At 35.9% G+C, this 16058-nt stretch carries 18 protein-coding genes; 14 read left to right on the top strand and 4 right to left on the bottom strand.

Annotated elements, in window-relative coordinates; genetic code table 11:
- The first annotated feature begins 33 nt into the window (after positions 1–33).
- Positions 34–1080: a glutaminyl-peptide cyclotransferase gene (locus BAZ10_RS14640; RefSeq protein ID WP_021347853.1), complete on the top strand. Its 1047-nt coding sequence runs from the start codon at positions 34–36 to the stop codon at positions 1078–1080.
- A gap of 56 nt (positions 1081–1136) precedes the next feature.
- Here the strand turns inward: BAZ10_RS14640 and BAZ10_RS14635 are convergent, their stop codons facing one another.
- Complete coding sequence (locus tag BAZ10_RS14635) at positions 1137–1772, bottom strand: peroxiredoxin family protein (RefSeq protein ID WP_021347852.1); 636 nt, start codon at positions 1770–1772, stop codon at positions 1137–1139.
- A 92-nt stretch (positions 1773–1864) separates the two neighbouring features.
- Here BAZ10_RS14635 and BAZ10_RS14630 point away from each other — a divergent pair, with 92 nt between their 5' ends.
- The 3 genes from BAZ10_RS14630 to arsC all read left to right on the top strand — a co-directional run bounded on the left by BAZ10_RS14630 (position 1865) and on the right by arsC (position 3288).
- Positions 1865–2206 (top strand): winged helix-turn-helix transcriptional regulator, encoded by a 342-nt coding sequence (locus tag BAZ10_RS14630; RefSeq protein ID WP_078772663.1) that lies wholly within the window; start codon positions 1865–1867, stop codon positions 2204–2206.
- A gap of 106 nt (positions 2207–2312) precedes the next feature.
- A complete protein-coding gene (locus BAZ10_RS14625) occupies positions 2313–2927 on the top strand; it encodes a deoxynucleoside kinase (protein ID WP_009090550.1) in 615 nt (204 codons plus the stop codon).
- Positions 2928–2940: 13 nt separating this feature from the next.
- Positions 2941–3288, top strand: coding sequence for an arsenate reductase (glutaredoxin) (arsC, locus tag BAZ10_RS14620; protein ID WP_009090551.1), 348 nt, complete (start codon positions 2941–2943; stop codon positions 3286–3288).
- A 71-nt stretch (positions 3289–3359) separates the two neighbouring features.
- Here the strand turns inward: arsC and BAZ10_RS14615 are convergent, their stop codons facing one another.
- Together BAZ10_RS14615 and BAZ10_RS14610 are read right to left on the bottom strand one after the other, a co-directional pair.
- Positions 3360–5756, bottom strand: a complete 2397-nt coding sequence (locus BAZ10_RS14615; RefSeq protein WP_078772662.1) for a hypothetical protein — start codon at positions 5754–5756, stop codon at positions 3360–3362.
- Between the two features lie 153 nt (positions 5757–5909).
- Positions 5910–8129, bottom strand: a complete 2220-nt coding sequence (locus BAZ10_RS14610; protein WP_078772661.1) for an NADP-dependent isocitrate dehydrogenase — start codon at positions 8127–8129, stop codon at positions 5910–5912.
- 162 nt (positions 8130–8291) lie between these two features.
- Here BAZ10_RS14610 and proC point away from each other — a divergent pair, with 162 nt between their 5' ends.
- On the top strand, positions 8292–9080 hold the full coding sequence (gene proC / locus BAZ10_RS14605) for a pyrroline-5-carboxylate reductase (protein WP_078772842.1): 789 nt from the start codon (positions 8292–8294) through the stop codon (positions 9078–9080).
- Between the two features lie 3 nt (positions 9081–9083).
- Here proC and BAZ10_RS14600 read toward each other — a convergent pair whose 3' ends face one another.
- Positions 9084–9611, bottom strand: coding sequence for a DUF4442 domain-containing protein (locus BAZ10_RS14600; protein ID WP_078772660.1), 528 nt, complete (start codon positions 9609–9611; stop codon positions 9084–9086).
- Positions 9612–9946: 335 nt separating this feature from the next.
- Between BAZ10_RS14600 and tpx the strand changes: the two genes are divergently transcribed.
- From tpx to BAZ10_RS14555, 9 genes are all read left to right on the top strand, one after another.
- A complete protein-coding gene (gene tpx, locus BAZ10_RS14595) occupies positions 9947–10444 on the top strand; it encodes a thiol peroxidase (protein WP_009090558.1) in 498 nt (165 codons plus the stop codon).
- 69 nt (positions 10445–10513) lie between these two features.
- Entirely contained in the window at positions 10514–11725 is a 1212-nt protein-coding gene (locus BAZ10_RS14590) for a DUF763 domain-containing protein (RefSeq protein ID WP_078772659.1), read from the top strand.
- Between the two features lie 11 nt (positions 11726–11736).
- Positions 11737–12123: a glyoxalase superfamily protein gene (locus BAZ10_RS14585; protein ID WP_078772658.1), complete on the top strand. Its 387-nt coding sequence runs from the start codon at positions 11737–11739 to the stop codon at positions 12121–12123.
- Positions 12107–12694, top strand: a complete 588-nt coding sequence (locus BAZ10_RS14580; protein WP_078772657.1) for a Crp/Fnr family transcriptional regulator — start codon at positions 12107–12109, stop codon at positions 12692–12694. Before BAZ10_RS14585 ends, BAZ10_RS14580 begins: the two co-directional genes overlap by 17 nt.
- A 198-nt stretch (positions 12695–12892) precedes the next feature.
- Complete coding sequence (locus BAZ10_RS14575) at positions 12893–13417, top strand: DinB family protein (protein ID WP_078772656.1); 525 nt, start codon at positions 12893–12895, stop codon at positions 13415–13417.
- A gap of 2 nt (positions 13418–13419) precedes the next feature.
- A complete protein-coding gene (locus BAZ10_RS14570; RefSeq protein WP_078772655.1) occupies positions 13420–14193 on the top strand; it encodes an alpha/beta fold hydrolase in 774 nt (257 codons plus the stop codon).
- A gap of 18 nt (positions 14194–14211) precedes the next feature.
- Entirely contained in the window at positions 14212–14652 is a 441-nt protein-coding gene (locus BAZ10_RS14565) for a VOC family protein (protein WP_078772654.1), read from the top strand.
- 109 nt (positions 14653–14761) lie between these two features.
- Positions 14762–15172 (top strand): SRPBCC family protein, encoded by a 411-nt coding sequence (locus BAZ10_RS14560; protein WP_078772653.1) that lies wholly within the window; start codon positions 14762–14764, stop codon positions 15170–15172.
- A gap of 10 nt (positions 15173–15182) precedes the next feature.
- Complete coding sequence (locus tag BAZ10_RS14555; RefSeq protein ID WP_078772652.1) at positions 15183–16037, top strand: VOC family protein; 855 nt, start codon at positions 15183–15185, stop codon at positions 16035–16037.
- Positions 16038–16058: the final 21 nt, after the last annotated feature.

Below are 16058 nucleotides of genomic sequence, written 5' to 3'. Positions count from 1 at the left end.
GGGATGAATACCCCTGAAAATAAAAATAGGTAAATGAAAAAAAATATAGTTATAGGGCTTATGGCTCTTACACTTTTAGCTTCCTGTAACAAGGAAAAAACTGTTATAAAAAGTATTCAGGAATATAATGCTACAATGCAGGATAAAGGTTATCATTTCGGAGATAAGATAGCTTTGCCCTCCGATGTAACAGGAAATGCAGAAAGCATCAGTATCAGCTTCGGAGATAAAGAAAGTAATACACTGACAATTGATCCTAAATTTTTCACACTGGGAGAGAATGACGTAACATTCAATATTAAGATGAAAGATGGTAAAGTGGTCAACCAGGATGCAACAATTAATGTATTTGCATCTAAGCCAGAGCAAAATCTTACTTATGAGCAGGTTGCTGAATATCCTCATGATCCGAAAAATTTTGTACAGGGATTTCAGTTAGACGGAAATACAGTCTATGAATCAGATGGACAATTCGACCAGTCCAGACTAATTAAATATACATTAGGGCAGACCCAGCCTATTGCTGAGGCAAAACCTAATCCTGCTCCCGGAACTCAGTTGGTTGAAAAAATATTCTCAGAAGGAAGTACAATAGCCGGAGATAAAGTGTTTCAGCTTGACTGGAAAAATAAAATAGGTTTCATTTATAATAAAGCCAATTTACAGCAAATAGGACAGTTTCAGTATCCTACTGAGATGACAGAAGGCTGGGGATTGACTTATGATGGCAAAAACCTGATTGCTTCAGATGGTTCTTCTAATATTTATTTTCTGGATGTTAATGATCCTTCCAAGGTGGTAAGAAAAATCGGAGTAGCCGGTTCAGAAATGGCATATGGTCAGATTAATGAACTGGAATATTATAAAGGATTTATTTATGCCAACGTATGGCAACAACCTGTGGTACTAAAAATTGATCCGGCAACCGGGGAAGTGGTGGGAAGATATGATTTCTCTAACTATGTAAAACTACATACCAAAGGATCCGATGATGTCCTGAACGGTATAGCTTTTAAAGGTGATAATATGCTGGTAACCGGTAAGAACTGGCCGAAGATATACGAAGTAAAATTAAAGTAAGCGAAAGCTTACTTTAATTTTTTCTGCTCATAGCAAAATGGCTTTGGAGCCTTAGTCTAGAGCTGATTTAATAATTCTTCTATATTAACACGCTTCATATAATCAGGGTTTACAAATTTATAAGTTACAGTAGCATGAGAATCTAAAACATAAACAGCGGGAATTGGCAAAGAGTATTGTTCTGTCTGATTAATTTGAAGTAAGTCTATTCCCATGGCTTTATAATGAGGAATAACAAACTCTTGTAGCTCAATATCGATTCCCAATTTTTTAGCGAGTAGATTACCTTTATCCGATAAAATTTCAAATTCAGCATTTTGCTGTTGCTGCCATTCAGCATTAATATTCGAAGGTTGCGGTGTAATGACAATCAGATTTACATCCTTTGCTTTAAACTGGTGAAGTTCATTTTGTAATGCCTGTATTTCCATATTGCAGTAAGGGCACCAGCTTCCTCTGAGAAAAGCGATCACTAGTTTATTTTTTAACAGATCTTTTAAAGAATGCATTTGTCCGTCAAAATTGGAAAGTTGAAAATCCGGAAATCTTTCTCCAATTTTAAGACTTTTACTTCCGGTTTTTTTTTCTTCCAAATCCTGGACAGATTTTTGAAAAGCCTGTAATGTTTCTGCGGGAATTTGAGATGCTAATACTTCGTTGAATTGAGCAATGTTTTTTGCTAAAATATCCATATGATTTTATTTAATTTTGCAAAGATTTATAACTATCCGGAGATAGGCAATAACGCATAAATTTGTCCCTATGGGATAAAAAAGTCAATTTTATGAATACAAAGGAAAGAGCGATAGAAGAAAAAATATGTCCACTTGAATTTGCCGTAAATGCAATAAGCGGAAAATGGAAAATTCCTATCGTTTGGCAGATTAATGAAGGTAAAAAACGTCCCAGCGAATTTATCAAAGGAATTGGTAAAGTGGATAGACGAGTTCTTAATCAGCAGCTTAAAGAAATGGAGTCAGCAGGTCTTTTAACAAAAGTTTCCTATCCTGAATTGCCACCATGTGTGGAGTATTCCCTTACACCTCTTGGTGAGGATTTAGTAAAGGTATTGTGGCAGCTTAACGCATGGGGAGAAGTATTGCTGGAAAAAAATAATAAATCGTAAGTATATATCTTACATAATGGAATTCCGGACTTTAGTCATTGTTTTCAAAATGGGTTTGCAATCGAGACAAACAAGCTTTATCTTTACACCTCGAAAAAAATAAGATATGCACATTGCGGTAACAGGAAATATAGGGGCTGGAAAAACCACGCTCACAACGATGTTGGCTAAACATTACGGATGGGAAGCGCAGTTTGAAGATGTAGATCACAATCCGTATCTGGATGATTTCTACCACGACATGGCTAAATGGGCCTTTAACCTTCAGATTTACTTCTTAGGAAGTCGCTTTAAACAAATTAAAGAAATCCGTGAGAGTGGTAAGAATGTTATTCAGGACAGAACGATCTATGAAGACGCTCATATATTTGCTGAAAACCTTAATGATATGGGGCTTTTAACTGAAAGAGATTTCAATAACTATAAGTCAGTATTCAATCTGATGAAAACTTTCGTATCAGCTCCGGATTTATTGATTTATCTAAGAGCAGATATCTCTAAACTTGTTGCGCAGATTGCAAAAAGAGGAAGAGACTATGAAGCAGGAATCAGCATCGATTATCTTTCGAAACTGAATGATAAGTATGAGAAATGGATCAAAGGTTATGATGAAGGAAAATTGCTTATTATAGATGTTAATGACATTGACTTTGTTGAAAAGCCAGAAGACTTTGGTTTTATCTTAGATAGTATTGACAGTAATCTTAATGGTCTTTTCTAAAATTTAACCAACAATGGGAATACAAATCTTACATAATAGCAGGTGTTCTAAATCCAGAGAAGCATTACAGTATCTTGAAAATCAGAATATAGATTTCGAACTTATTAATATTATTCAGAATCCACTGAATAAGCAAGAGGTAGTATCGGTACTGCAAAAACTTGGTATGAAAGCAGAAGATTTGGTGAGAAAAAGTGATGCGTTATTTAAAGAAAAATATGCAGGACAGGAATTAGATGAAGATGGCTGGATTAATGTTCTGGTGGATAATCCAACCCTAATCCAAAGACCTGTTGTTATAAAAGATAACAAAGCTGTTATTGGAAGACCATTGGAAAATATAGTAGATTTCCTAAAATAATCCAGACTGGTTATATAAAAAATAAAAGGACTGAAGAGATATTCTTCAGTCCTTTTTTATTGTGTTCGGGATTATGGCATTGTCCCGTTATAGTATAAAGGTTTGTCGTCCTTATCAAAACCTATAATGATGACTTGATAATTTTTCGGGGTATCATTATTATAAAACTGTATTGCGGATGGTGCTTTATCCTGAGCTTTTAAATCAGGGTTCCAGTATAATACATCACGTGTATCATTTGGTATAGTTTTATAGGCTTCTTTGCTGTAATTCGGGTTATAAAACTCTGCTACTTTATCATAACCTAAAATAGTTGCAGTATTGTCCATAAAAGGGTCTTTTACAGCCGGGGTGGCAGCCTGAATATCTCCTCTTCGGGTATATATAGCGACAGCATCTCCTAGAAGACCGGAGCCCTTAATGATTTTTACCATGGCAATATTACTTACAGGTGTACTGTTAATCATGCTGGCGTCCATAGGAACTTCATCCATATATAATTTAGCCTGTCCCCCTCTCATATAGGGTACATAATTTCCACTGGAATCCATTTGGAAAGTTAACCCGGCAACTCTGCCTTGCAACCATTGTAATATATTTTGAGAGGCCTGTGCATCCTGATTTTCATTCACGAGATCGAAGACCTGTTCATTCATACTTCTGAACATTCCACTACTCAATTTATCATTAAGTATTCTCTTCTCATCTCTCTTTTTCGCTTTTAGCTGTACTTCTTTGATCAGAATTTCATTGTCATGTATCAACTTCTGATTCTTTTTATTGGCTATTGCACGGGCTATTTCCGGTGCAGGAGTATCAGTTGCAGCCTGGCGGTCTTCCAGATGGTATTGTGTAGCAGGTAATGAACTTCTGTAGGTAACAAAATCAACAGTTGGCTCAAAAGCTATTCTAAGATTGGGTGGATTACTAGCTGCTTTGTTTAAAGTATTTAAAAAATAGGTGACTTTTATAGGTTCATCGGTATTTATATTATCCAGCATGAAGTAGCCTCCATCATCGGTTTGGACTTCATTAATCACTGTGTTATCAGGTGTTTTGAAGATCAGGTTTGCAGAAGTATTCGGAAGAGGTCTGCTGTTGACTGTTAATTTTCCTCTGTAAGAAAAATAGGGCTCGGGTTTATATTTTATATCGGGTGTTCTTCCTGCCATTACAGCATTCCAGTCGAAACGAGTCCATTTTTCAGAAATCAGAAGACCATCCAGAGCTTCTGTATTTGCATTTTTAGTGAAATACTGTGCTGGCGCAGTTATTTTTGAAGAGAAATCTCCGGTAAGCCATAGAGCACTTAAAATATTATTTTTCTCAGTGTTTTTAGCATCATCCCGGACAACCACTGTGTAATTGGAATAATTTTCCTGAGGCGGAATTTCAATTGTGTTGTATGCGCGTGGTGTTTTATCAGCTTGTGAATACGAAACAGTGGGCTGAGTTACATGTAGCTGTGAAGGATCAATGAAACATAATCTTTGAGCAACAAGATTCTCTTTTTCATCAAATACAGCCAGTTGTAGTATGCCATTCATCTTATTACTAATAGAAGATGGAATGGTACTTGATGCTTCTTTATTGTTGATGCTGATATTGGCTTTGTAAGCCAGTAAATTACTGACAGTACCAATAACTTTATAGTCTTTCAGACCGGAAAGATTATTGCTTTTCAGTGTATACTGAATACCTTTCGCTGTATTAGCTATTTGTATATGTACACCAGTATCTTTGGCTACAGGTAAATCGATATTTTGTTTTACGCCATTATTGTCTTCAACAACAACCTGGTATGTTTTTCCTTTTTTGGGTGTAATACTAAATACTCCTATATTCTGGTCTAAACCTTTAAAACTGGTAATTTTTTCTGAAGGATTGTCTTTGTCTGTTACATAGCCATGCCATTCTGATGGGGGAGTACCTTCGGTCTGTAGTCTTACAGCAAACTTTGTGGGAAGGTTTTCTATAAAGGTACCACCTTCAGGATAGGCCTTAGCCGTCCATTTTGAGTCGTTATTAATGACGAGTCTTTGTGGAGATGCTGGATTGTATACCGGGATAGGTTGTACAAGCTGGAACTCTTCACCAAAATTAGCCATCCATGTCGTATAGGCTCTTACGAAATAAACATCTTCTTTTAATTTTTCAGAAAGGTTAAGACTGCCATTTCCTTCACCATTGTTGATTGGAAACACCTTTTTAGCAATTATATTTTTATTGCTGTCATACAGCTCAACAAACAGAGAAGATGATATTGTGGAGCGGTTATAACCGTCAAAAACAAAGGCTTTGAACCACATGTTTTCTCCGGAAATGTATTTCTCTTTATCAAAAAGGAGATAAACCTTTTCCTGAGAATATTTTTGATCAAGTATTTGAATTGCCTGATCAATTTTACTTTGTGCTTTTATATTGTAAATGAAAGATAGACAGATTGAAAATATAATTCTGTTTTTCATGCTAATAATAGATCTTGATTTTAACTTAGAAATTTAGTGATTTTTCAGATATGTAGCACGAGTTTTTATTTAATATAATAGAAGCATGTACAGAAATAAAAAAACCGGATACTAAAAGCATCCGGTTTATATAAATTATATATCTGTCAGGAACTAGATTCCGTCAATAATAGCATTCAATGTAGCACTTGGTCTCATTGCTGCATAAGTTTTAACCTCATCAGTCTTGTAGTAACCATCGATGTTCTGAGGTTGTCCTTGTGCTCCGATTAATTCTTCATTAATCTTAGCCTCATTTTCCTGCATGTTTTGTGCAATTGGCTTGAACTGTGCAGCAATCTCTGCATTTGCAGTCTGGTTAGCCAATGCTTCAGCCCAATACATGGCAAGGTAGAAATGAGAACCTCTGTTATCAATCTGACCTACTTTTCTCGCTGGAGATTTATCAGTAGCAAGGAATTTAGCGTTAGCTTCATCCAATGCATCTGCTAATACCTGAGATTTAGGATTGTTCTGAGTTTGTGCTAAATGCTCTAAAGAAGCCTGAAGTGCAAGGAATTCACCTAATGAATCCCATCTTAAGTACCCTTCTTCCAAGAACTGCTCAACGTGTTTAGGTGCAGAACCTCCGGCCCCGGTTTCGAATAAACCACCACCATTCATTAACGGAACAATAGAAAGCATTTTTGCAGAAGTTCCAAGTTCAAGGATTGGGAAAAGGTCAGTCAGGTAATCTCTTAATACGTTTCCGGAAACAGAAATTGTATCTTTCCCTTCTCTTGCTCTTCTTAAAGTTTCGGTCATTGCATCCATTACATCAAGAATTCTGATATCAAGACCTGTAGTATCATAATCTTTAAGATATTTTTCTACTTTTTTGATGATTTCTCTGTCATGAGCTCTTCCTTTGTCTAACCAGAATATAGCAGGTGTTTCAGATAATCTGGATCTGTTTACTGCTAATTTTACCCAGTCCTGGATAGGAGCATCTTTAGTCTGACACATTCTGAAGATGTCATCTTTTTCTACTTTCTGAGAAAGAAGAACATTTCCGGCTTCATCCTGAACTTCTACAGTTCCATCAGCTTTTACCTGGAAAGTTTTATCATGAGAACCATATTCCTCAGCTTTTTGAGCCATTAAACCTACGTTAGGAACAGACCCCATAGTTGTAGGATCTAATTTTCCGTGAGTTTTCATATCATCGATTACAGCCTGATAGAAACCAGCATAAGAACGATCCGGGATAATAGCAACAGTATCTTCTTCTTTCCCTTCCTTGTTCCACATCTTACCACCACCTCTTATAAGAGCAGCCATAGATGCATCAACAATAATATCAGAAGGAACGTGGAAGTTAGTAATACCTTTATCAGAGTTTACCATAGCAACTCTTGGTCCGTTAGCTAAAGCTGCTTCAATATCAGCTTTGATATCAGCTTCCTGAGCATTTCCTTTGATTTTCTCAAAAAGATCAGCAAGACCATTGTTAGGGTTTATATCTAATGACTTGAAAGTCTCAGCATATTTTGTAAATACATTTTTGAAGAAAGTTTCCACAATAGCTCCGAAGATAATAGGATCGGAAATCTTCATCATAGTAGCTTTCAGGTGAGCGGAAAGAAGTACATTTCTGTTTTTAGCTTCTTCAATAGCCTGCTGAACGAAAACTTTTAATGCATTAAGGTTCATTACAGAAGAATCAATTACTTCTCCGGCCTGAAGAGGTGCGAAGTCCTTTAGTACAGTTTCGGAACCATCATTTCCTTTGAATACGATTCTGAACTTAGTAGCGTTTTCTACAGTAGTAGATGTTTCAGTACCATAGAAGTCTCCACTGTTCATATGAGCAACATCTGTTTTACTGTCAGAAGCCCAGTCACCCATTCTGTGAGGGTTAGCTTTAGCGTAGTTCTTAACTGCTTTTGGAGCACGTCTGTCAGAATTCCCTTCTCTTAACACCGGGTTTACAGCACTTCCTAAAACCTTAGCATATTTAGCTTTAATTGCTTTTTCTTCATCATTTTTAGGCTCAGCAGGGTAGTTCGGAACAGCAAAACCTTTTCCTTGTAATTCAGCGATAGCTGCATCTAATTGCGGAACAGAAGCTGAAATATTTGGTAACTTAATAATGTTAGTATCTGGTTTGGTTGCTAATTCACCTAATTCTGCCAATGCATCACCGATCTTTTGATCGTCTTTTAAGAATTCCGGGAAATTTGCTAAAATTCTTCCTGCTAAAGAAATATCAGGAACAGCGATTTCGATATCTGCTGATTTTGTAAATGCCTTTACGATTGGTAAAAACGAGTGTGTAGCCAACATTGGCGCTTCATCCGTTAGTGTGTAGTAGATTTTTGATTTTTCTGACATTCTTTTTTGTTTTTTTAAACTTAGTTATAAAAAGAGAGCCCCTCTCTATGATCTATTTTTTAGAGTAACAAATTTACTGTTTTTAGAATGATTTTTAGAACAAATCGCCAAAAATGAAGTACATTTATTGTGATAAAAGAATAAACTAAAAACCAAATGTCTATGAAGATAGCTGTATTAGGGACGGGAAACCTTGGACTTTCCATTATAAAGGGCATATTGAAGTCCGGTGAGAATTATCAGATTATAGCAACGAGAAGAAATACTCAGTCTATTGCTTTTCTGGAAAAAGATGGTATTGAAGTAACTTCAGACAATGCTTATGCAATTACACAATCGGATATTGTTATTGTAGCACTTAAGCCTTTTAATATTCTGGAAGTATTGAAAGAATACAAGCAATACTTTACCCCCGACAAAATTCTTGTTTCCATGGCAACAGGGATTAGCATACAGCAAATTCAGGAAGCAATAGAAAATAAAGCTGTTACTGTTATGCGGGCGATGCCGAATACAGCTTCGGATGTAGGAGAATCCTTAACTTGTTTAGTATACAACGGACAGGAGAAAGAAAAGCTGGAAAGCGTGAAAAGTCTGCTGTCTCATGTCGGAAGTGTTATACAGATCAATGAAGACCTTATGGAAGCAGCAACTGTTTTGGGAGCTTGCGGAATTGCTTATGTGCTAAGATTTATGCGTGCAATGGTACAGGGAGGAATTCAGATTGGATTCGATGCTAAAACGGCAGTACAGATTGTAAACCAAACTGTAAAAGGTGCTGCAGAGTTATTAATCCGGAATCAGAATCATCCGGAAGATGAAATTGATAAAGTAACGACACCCAAAGGCTGTACTATTGTTGGTCTTAATGAAATGGAACATCAGGGATTTAGCTCATCTTTGATTAAAGGAATAAACGCTTCTTTCCTAAAGATTGAAAAGAAGGCTTAAATTTTATAGCTTGGTTTTTTCCTTTCTTTTCATTTTGTAATAAGCCTTTCCTGCAATATAGATAGTTTTCTTTACTTCGCAGTATACAATCGTTCTGCTTTTGTTCGTTAATTGTGTTGTCTTTACAATTTCGATTTCGTTCTGACGTTCAACTTGTTCAATTATTTGTTCAAGCTCTTCTTTTGTATATGTAAATTCTGCAAATAAATCTACATTTCCCGGACGCTTGAAAGATATCTGAGCAGATTTATCCCATACGACATACTGATGCGCCAATAGATTAATCAGCTGTACCATTGGGATGGGATCAACTGCAGAAAACATACTTCCACCAAATATGGTTCCCATATAGTTTCGATTTTTATAGCTGATGGGTAGCTTAATTTGTACATTGAGTAAGTCAGGAGATACGGAAGTAATTCTTGCAGTACTTCTTCTATACATGGGAGACAGATTGAAGCCCCATCTCATAAGTTTAGGTAATCCTATATATTTGGAGCCAATGACTGAAATTTTTTGGTAGAACGACATAAACTGAATATTTAGTTTAAAAACATTTATATATACTTTAAAATTAGGCAGACTACTAATAGTTTTATACAGTTGAATTTGTATGTTTAGTATTCCTACATTTAAAATGTTAGATAAAATAATGTAAAATATTTCATATGCAATTGAAATTCAATGCTAAATAGAATGTCAGGCATATTAAGCTTCCAACAGAAAAGCCTGTACCTTTTAAGAATAAATCTTATGTTTTTTTATTTGTTTCTCTTGTACTGAAATTTATGATAAATTTAAAATGAACTATCAGTAGAAATTTAGAAGAATTCTGTATTTTTATCTAAAATTAAATAGACAAAATAATGGCAAACATTACACTAAAAGGAAATGCGATTTCTACAGTAGGAAATCTTCCGAATATTGGAGAACAATTAAAAGACTTTACACTGGTAAATGCAGACCTGTCTGAGAAAACTTTAGCAGATTACAAAGGAAAGAAGGTAGTATTAAATATTTTCCCAAGTATTGATACCGGTGTTTGCGCAGCTTCTGCAAGAAAATTCAATCAGGAAGCTTCTAACTTAGACAACACAGTGGTAGTAAATGTTTCTAAGGATTTACCTTTCGCATTAGGCAGATTCTGTGCAGCAGAAGGATTAAATAATGTGGATACATTATCTGATTTCAGAGGACATTTTGGAGATGATTATGGAGTGACTTTAGCAGATTCTCCATTACAAGGCTTACTAAGCCGTGCAGTCGTAGTAGCAGATGAGAACGGAAACGTAGTTTATACAGAACAGGTTCCGGAAATTGCTCAGGAGCCAAACTATGATGCTGCGCTTGCTGCTTTGAAATAATTAAAAGCAAAAAATCATAAAAAACGACTTCGTAATTCTTTTTCGAAGTCGTTTTTTTATCTTAGAGGTATGAAACGTTCAGGAACTGCAGATTTACCATTACACTACGGAAAAGTTCCCGCCTGGTTATACGAGCGGATGTCTGGGCTTGGGCTTTCTATAGTAGAAGTTATACTAACCGATTATGGAAAGCAAGAAGTTGTAAGACGGTTGTCCGATCCTTTCTGGTTCCAAAGTTTTGGAGCAGTTTTGGGTATGGACTGGCATTCCTCAGGTATTACAACTTCTGTGATGGGAGCTTTGAAAAGAGCCATTAATCCCAATTCTCAAAGTCTGGGAATCTTTATTTGTGGAGGTAAAGGAAAATATTCCCGGGATACCCCGCAGGAACTTCTATATATTGCAGATAAAACCGGACTTAATGGGACAGAGTTGGTAAAAGCCAGTAAATTATCTGCAAAAGTAGATAATACAGCTATTCAGGATGGTTACCAGCTATATCAGCATAATTTTATTGTCACAGATAATGGCAACTGGTGTGTAATTCAGCAAGGTTTAAATGATGCTGATGGTACAGCAAGGCGTTATCACTGGTTATCCGAAAATCTCACCTCCTTTATAGAAGAACCACACACCGGGATCAATGGAATTTCCAGAGGAACAATTCTGAATCTTACTGCTACAGAAGCTTCAGGTAACAGAAAAGGAATCCTTGATATTTCTCATACAGATTCGACAAAGATTATGCAGGACTTTGCCCGGCTTATTTTGCCCGAACATCATGACGTAAGGGCTACAGATGTAGATATTAAACGACTGGGAGCCTTGCTTTATGTCACAAGAGAGCAACAGCCACAAACCTTTGAAGATCTTCTTATGCTGGAGGGAGTAGGACCCCGTACCATGCAGTCGCTGGCATTGGTTAGTGAAGTTATTCACGGAGCTCCTTCGCGCTTCAAAGATCCTGCCCGTTTTTCATTTGCACATGGTGGTAAAGACGGACACCCATTTCCTGTTCCTGTGAAAATTTATGATGAGAGTATTCAGATTCTCCAGAAAGGAATAGAAAAATCTAAATTGGGAAATTCGGATAAACTGAATTCAATTAACAAGCTGCATCAGATTGTACTGAATACTGAAAAGAACTTTACACCCAATTTTGATATTCAGCGGGTGATAGAAGAAGAAAGAAACGTTTCATGGCAATATGGAGGAAAGTCTACAATGGGAGATGCTAAGAAACCGGATAAACCAAATGCTATACAATTATCACTATTCTAAATAATACTGTTATGAAAGCAGAAGCCGTTATTCCTGTTTTACGAATGTTCGATTATCAGAAGGCAAAAGAATTTTATGTAGACTGGCTTGGTTTTGAAATTTTGTGGGAGCATACATTCGGAGAAAATTTCCCTGTATATATGGAAATACAAAGAGCTAATATTAAATTTCACCTTAGTGAACATCATGGCGATGGTACACCCGGAACCCATATATTTATTTGGTGTGACGGAATAGAAGACTTTCATAGAGAACTCTCTGCAAAAGATTATAAATACAATAAACCCGGTTTACAAGAAACATTTTATGAAGCATTATCTTTTACAGTAACCGATCCTTTCGGAAATAGTATTATCTTTAATCAAAAACTGGAAAGAAATTATGAATCCGATTTATAAAGAGGTATACCAACATTTTCTCTTGTCCGATGAAGATATAATACAAATCGCAGAGAAGCACCAGAAAGTTGAAATAGAAAAGGGGAAAATATTTCTGCATGAAGGTGAAACTGCCAATGAATATTATTTGCTTGAAAGTGGATTGATTCGGGCTTTTGTATATGATTATGATAATAACGAAATAATGACTGAATTTTTCACAAAAGGAGATATTGTTATTGTTCCGGCTTCGCTTTTTCAAAGGACTCCTTCACAGGAAAATCTTCAGGCTGTTACAGATTGTACATTACTGAAAATAGAATTCGACGATTTTCAACATATTTATCATACTATTCCCGGATTTAGTGAGTGGGGACGTCTTTGGTTCAGTTATCAGGTTTTTTCCATGAAACAGCGTTCGTTGGATATGATTACATTATCTGCTACCAAACGTTATCTGAATCTGATGGAACAAAAACCAGATGTAGTCAGATTTGCTCCTCTAAAGCAAATTGCTTCCTATCTTGGTGTGACAGATACTTCTCTTAGCAGAATTCGAAAAGAACTGGTTTCTCATAAAAAAGAATCTTAAAATATTATTGGCATGGACATTTGTTCATGCTATTATTTTTTTAGCAAATTAATACTGTACACAAAAATCAGTAGCATAGGCTAAAAATAGATAAACCTCTTTTATATTTCTTGCCCTATGGCAAGTCCATATTATATTATTCACTCTTAATTTTGATAAAGAAATGAGATAGTTTAAACCGACTTAAAACAATTACAAATGAATGCACCAAAATCATTAAAATTAGAAGTCATCATTCCTGCGTACAGAATGCATACTCAGACCTTTCTGAATGTACTGGACGGAATTACAGAAGAAGATGCACTGAAAAGAATTGACGGACGAACCAATCATATCATCTGGATGGCCGGAAATTATGTAAACGTTCGCTATGCTATTGCTCATGTACTGGAAGAAGTAACAGAAGATCCGTATCAGGATTTATTTTTTATGGGAAAAGCACTGGATGAAAGCTTTTCTTATCCTTCTCTGAAAGAATTGAAAGACAGCTTTCATGCTGTTTCCCCCAAAGCCTATCAGAAACTTTTAGAAGCTACTGATGAGCAACTATCCGAAATGTTTCCCATTAATATGAATATCCCTTTTATTAAAGAAGATAAGCTAAATTTTATAGGAATGTGTATAGGGCGTCAGGATTACCTATGTGGACAAATGGGATTGATGCGGCGTTTGCTTAATTATCCCGGAATGAAATATGACACGGATAATAATATTCTGTATTAAATATGGAACCGCATAAGGCCGGATATCTGGATATCAATGGTATCCGTTTATACCACGAAATTTACGGAGAAGGGAAACCTTTAGTATTAGTTCATGGCGGAGGATCTTCTATACAACAAGATTTTAAGGAGGTCATCAACAGGCTACATAACGAGCGGATGCTTATCGGGATAGATTTGCAAAATCATGGAAAATCTGATCACAGAGACGTCCCTGAAACTTTTGAACAGGATGCAAAAGACATTATAACAGTTCTCGATAAACTGAATATTGAAAAAGCTTCATTCTTTGGTTTCAGCAATGGTGCAACAAGCATTATGAAGATCGCAGAACTTTTCCCGGACAGGGTAGAGAAAATAATTGCAGCATCCGGACTATATAAAAGAAAAGGAATGGTAGACGGTTTTTTTGAGGGAATGGAAAATGCTACAATAGAGATAATGCCCAACTACCTTAAAGAAAACTTTTTGAAACTGACGCCGGATGAAGGCAAACTTCATAATATGTTTAGGAAGGACAGTCAGAGAATGATAAACTTTGAAGACTGGGATAATAAGACAATACAGAATATTCAGAAACCTGTTTTTCTTATTTATGGTGACAGAGACGTTATAAAAGTATCTCACGCGGCTGATTTGCATACACTGCTTCCGGATTCGCGTCTACTTGTACTTCCTGCTGGGCATGGTACTTATATGATGGCCGATGAACAGGGGAATACAAATAACAGAATGATAGATTTTACACTATTAAAAATCAAAAAATTTTTACAATAACTTTTAAATTTTATTACAATGCCTAAATTAAACCCATACCTCAATTTTGATGGTAAAGCAGAAGAAGCTTTTAATTTTTACAAATCTGTTTTTGGAGGAGAATTCCTTGGTGATATCCATAAAATGGGAAATGCTCCCGGTACTGAAAACTTATCTGAAGAAGCTAAAAACAGAGTAATGCATATCGCATTGCCAATAGGCAGTGATTTACTAATGGCTTCCGATATTGTTCCTGAATTTGGACAAAGTCTTCAGTTAGGAAATAACAACTATGTATCTATTTTTCCTGAATCCAGAGAAGAAGCAGATAAGCTCTTCAAAGGTCTTTCCGAAGGCGGAACTATAGAAATGCCACTGGAAGATCAGTTCTGGGGAGATTATTTTGGTTGTTTTACAGATAAATTTGATGTAAAATGGATGATTAACTATAGTGGTGATAAAGGCTACGAGAACAAATGATAAATAACCTTGTCAGGATTTTAAACCCTGACAAGGTTTAGTTTATAATGCGATAGTCAAAATAAAAATCAATTTCATTATTTTAGACAAACTAATAAATTAGAATATCATGGAACAAATCACAATAGAAACAACAGTAAATGCTCCTGTAGAAAAAGTTTGGGATTATTTTAATCAACCAGAACATATTACTCAATGGAACTTTGCCCACGAAAGTTGGTTTTGCCCTTCTTCTGAAAATGACCTTAGAGTTGGTGGAAAATTCAATAACAGAATGGAAGCAAGAGATGGAAGTTTTGGATTTAATTTTGAAGGAACTTATGATGAGGTCGTTCCTCAGCAGTTAATCAGATATCATATGCCTGACGGTCGGAAGGTTTCCACAACTTTTGAAGCAGTAGAAAGCGGGACAAAAATTACCACAACTTTCGATCCCGAAGCAGAAAATCCTGTTGAAATGCAAAAAGAAGGATGGAATGCAATTTTAGGCAGCTTTAGCCAGTATACAGAAACACACTAAAAATAAGGAAATGAATAATGATATTTTTCCATGCCTTTGGTGCAACGGAGACGCAAAGGAAGCAGCAGAATTTTATTGCCAGGTATTTGGCGGGAAAATCACAGTTGATACTCCTGTTGTAATAAATATAGAACTATTCGGGCAAAAGCTGATGCTGCTGAATGCAGGACCTCAGTTTGAAAAAAATCCTTCGATATCTTTTCTGATAAATTGTGCTTCTGAAGAAGATGTACAACATTATTGGGATATGTTATCTGAAGGCGGAATGGCATTAATGGAACTCGATTCTTATCCGTGGAGTAAAAAGTACGGATGGATTAAAGATAAATATGGAACAACCTGGCAACTTTATTTTGGAGAAACACAAGAACAGAAAATGGTGCCTACACTAATGTTTATGCATAAAAATAACGGAAAGGCAATGGAAGCAATGGAGTTCTATACAAGTACATTTCCTGAATCTAAGATTGAAGGTGTCCTGAAGTATAAAGATGGCGACGAGAATGGAGAAAATCCTGAAAATGTACAGCATGCTCATTTTGTTATCAATAATTATATGCTAAGCTGCATGGACTCTTCTTTTGACCATAAATTTGATTTCAACGAAGGAATATCTTTGGTAACGATGACAAATGATCAGAAAGAAACAGATCATCTTTGGAATACATTGATATCCGGAGGTGGAAGAGAAAGCATGTGTGGCTGGCTGAAAGATCAATACGGTGTAAGCTGGCAAATCGTTCCTAAAAGATTAATAGAACTGATGAATGATTCTGATCCTGAAAAATCACAAAAAGTTGTTCAGGCAATGCTGAAAATGCAGAAGATTGTAATTTCCGATTTGGAGGCAGCCTATAATTCCTAAGTAATTAATTTATAATATTGT

The organism is Elizabethkingia occulta (genome assembly GCF_002023715.1).
Classification (GTDB): Bacteria; Bacteroidota; Bacteroidia; order Flavobacteriales; family Weeksellaceae; genus Elizabethkingia; species Elizabethkingia occulta.
Note: the sequence above shows the minus strand (reverse complement) of the source record. Positions and strands in the feature narration are given on the sequence as shown.

What these genes read in the sequence shown, in the direction of transcription:
- BAZ10_RS14640 (WP_021347853.1), top strand. Translation starts at nt 34, where the DNA reads ATGAAAAAAAATATAGTTATAGGGCTTATGGCTCTTACACTTTTAGCT.
- BAZ10_RS14635 (WP_021347852.1), bottom strand. Translation starts at nt 1,772, where the DNA reads ATGGATATTTTAGCAAAAAACATTGCTCAATTCAACGAAGTATTAGCA.
- BAZ10_RS14630 (WP_078772663.1), top strand. Translation starts at nt 1,865, where the DNA reads ATGAATACAAAGGAAAGAGCGATAGAAGAAAAAATATGTCCACTTGAA.
- BAZ10_RS14625 (WP_009090550.1), top strand. Translation starts at nt 2,313, where the DNA reads ATGCACATTGCGGTAACAGGAAATATAGGGGCTGGAAAAACCACGCTC.
- arsC (WP_009090551.1), top strand. Translation starts at nt 2,941, where the DNA reads ATGGGAATACAAATCTTACATAATAGCAGGTGTTCTAAATCCAGAGAA.
- BAZ10_RS14615 (WP_078772662.1), bottom strand. Translation starts at nt 5,756, where the DNA reads ATGAAAAACAGAATTATATTTTCAATCTGTCTATCTTTCATTTACAAT.
- BAZ10_RS14610 (WP_078772661.1), bottom strand. Translation starts at nt 8,129, where the DNA reads ATGTCAGAAAAATCAAAAATCTACTACACACTAACGGATGAAGCGCCA.
- proC (WP_078772842.1), top strand. Translation starts at nt 8,292, where the DNA reads ATGAAGATAGCTGTATTAGGGACGGGAAACCTTGGACTTTCCATTATA.
- BAZ10_RS14600 (WP_078772660.1), bottom strand. Translation starts at nt 9,611, where the DNA reads ATGTCGTTCTACCAAAAAATTTCAGTCATTGGCTCCAAATATATAGGA.
- tpx (WP_009090558.1), top strand. Translation starts at nt 9,947, where the DNA reads ATGGCAAACATTACACTAAAAGGAAATGCGATTTCTACAGTAGGAAAT.
- BAZ10_RS14590 (WP_078772659.1), top strand. Translation starts at nt 10,514, where the DNA reads ATGAAACGTTCAGGAACTGCAGATTTACCATTACACTACGGAAAAGTT.
- BAZ10_RS14585 (WP_078772658.1), top strand. Translation starts at nt 11,737, where the DNA reads ATGAAAGCAGAAGCCGTTATTCCTGTTTTACGAATGTTCGATTATCAG.
- BAZ10_RS14580 (WP_078772657.1), top strand. Translation starts at nt 12,107, where the DNA reads ATGAATCCGATTTATAAAGAGGTATACCAACATTTTCTCTTGTCCGAT.
- BAZ10_RS14575 (WP_078772656.1), top strand. Translation starts at nt 12,893, where the DNA reads ATGAATGCACCAAAATCATTAAAATTAGAAGTCATCATTCCTGCGTAC.
- BAZ10_RS14570 (WP_078772655.1), top strand. Translation starts at nt 13,420, where the DNA reads ATGGAACCGCATAAGGCCGGATATCTGGATATCAATGGTATCCGTTTA.
- BAZ10_RS14565 (WP_078772654.1), top strand. Translation starts at nt 14,212, where the DNA reads ATGCCTAAATTAAACCCATACCTCAATTTTGATGGTAAAGCAGAAGAA.
- BAZ10_RS14560 (WP_078772653.1), top strand. Translation starts at nt 14,762, where the DNA reads ATGGAACAAATCACAATAGAAACAACAGTAAATGCTCCTGTAGAAAAA.
- BAZ10_RS14555 (WP_078772652.1), top strand. Translation starts at nt 15,183, where the DNA reads ATGAATAATGATATTTTTCCATGCCTTTGGTGCAACGGAGACGCAAAG.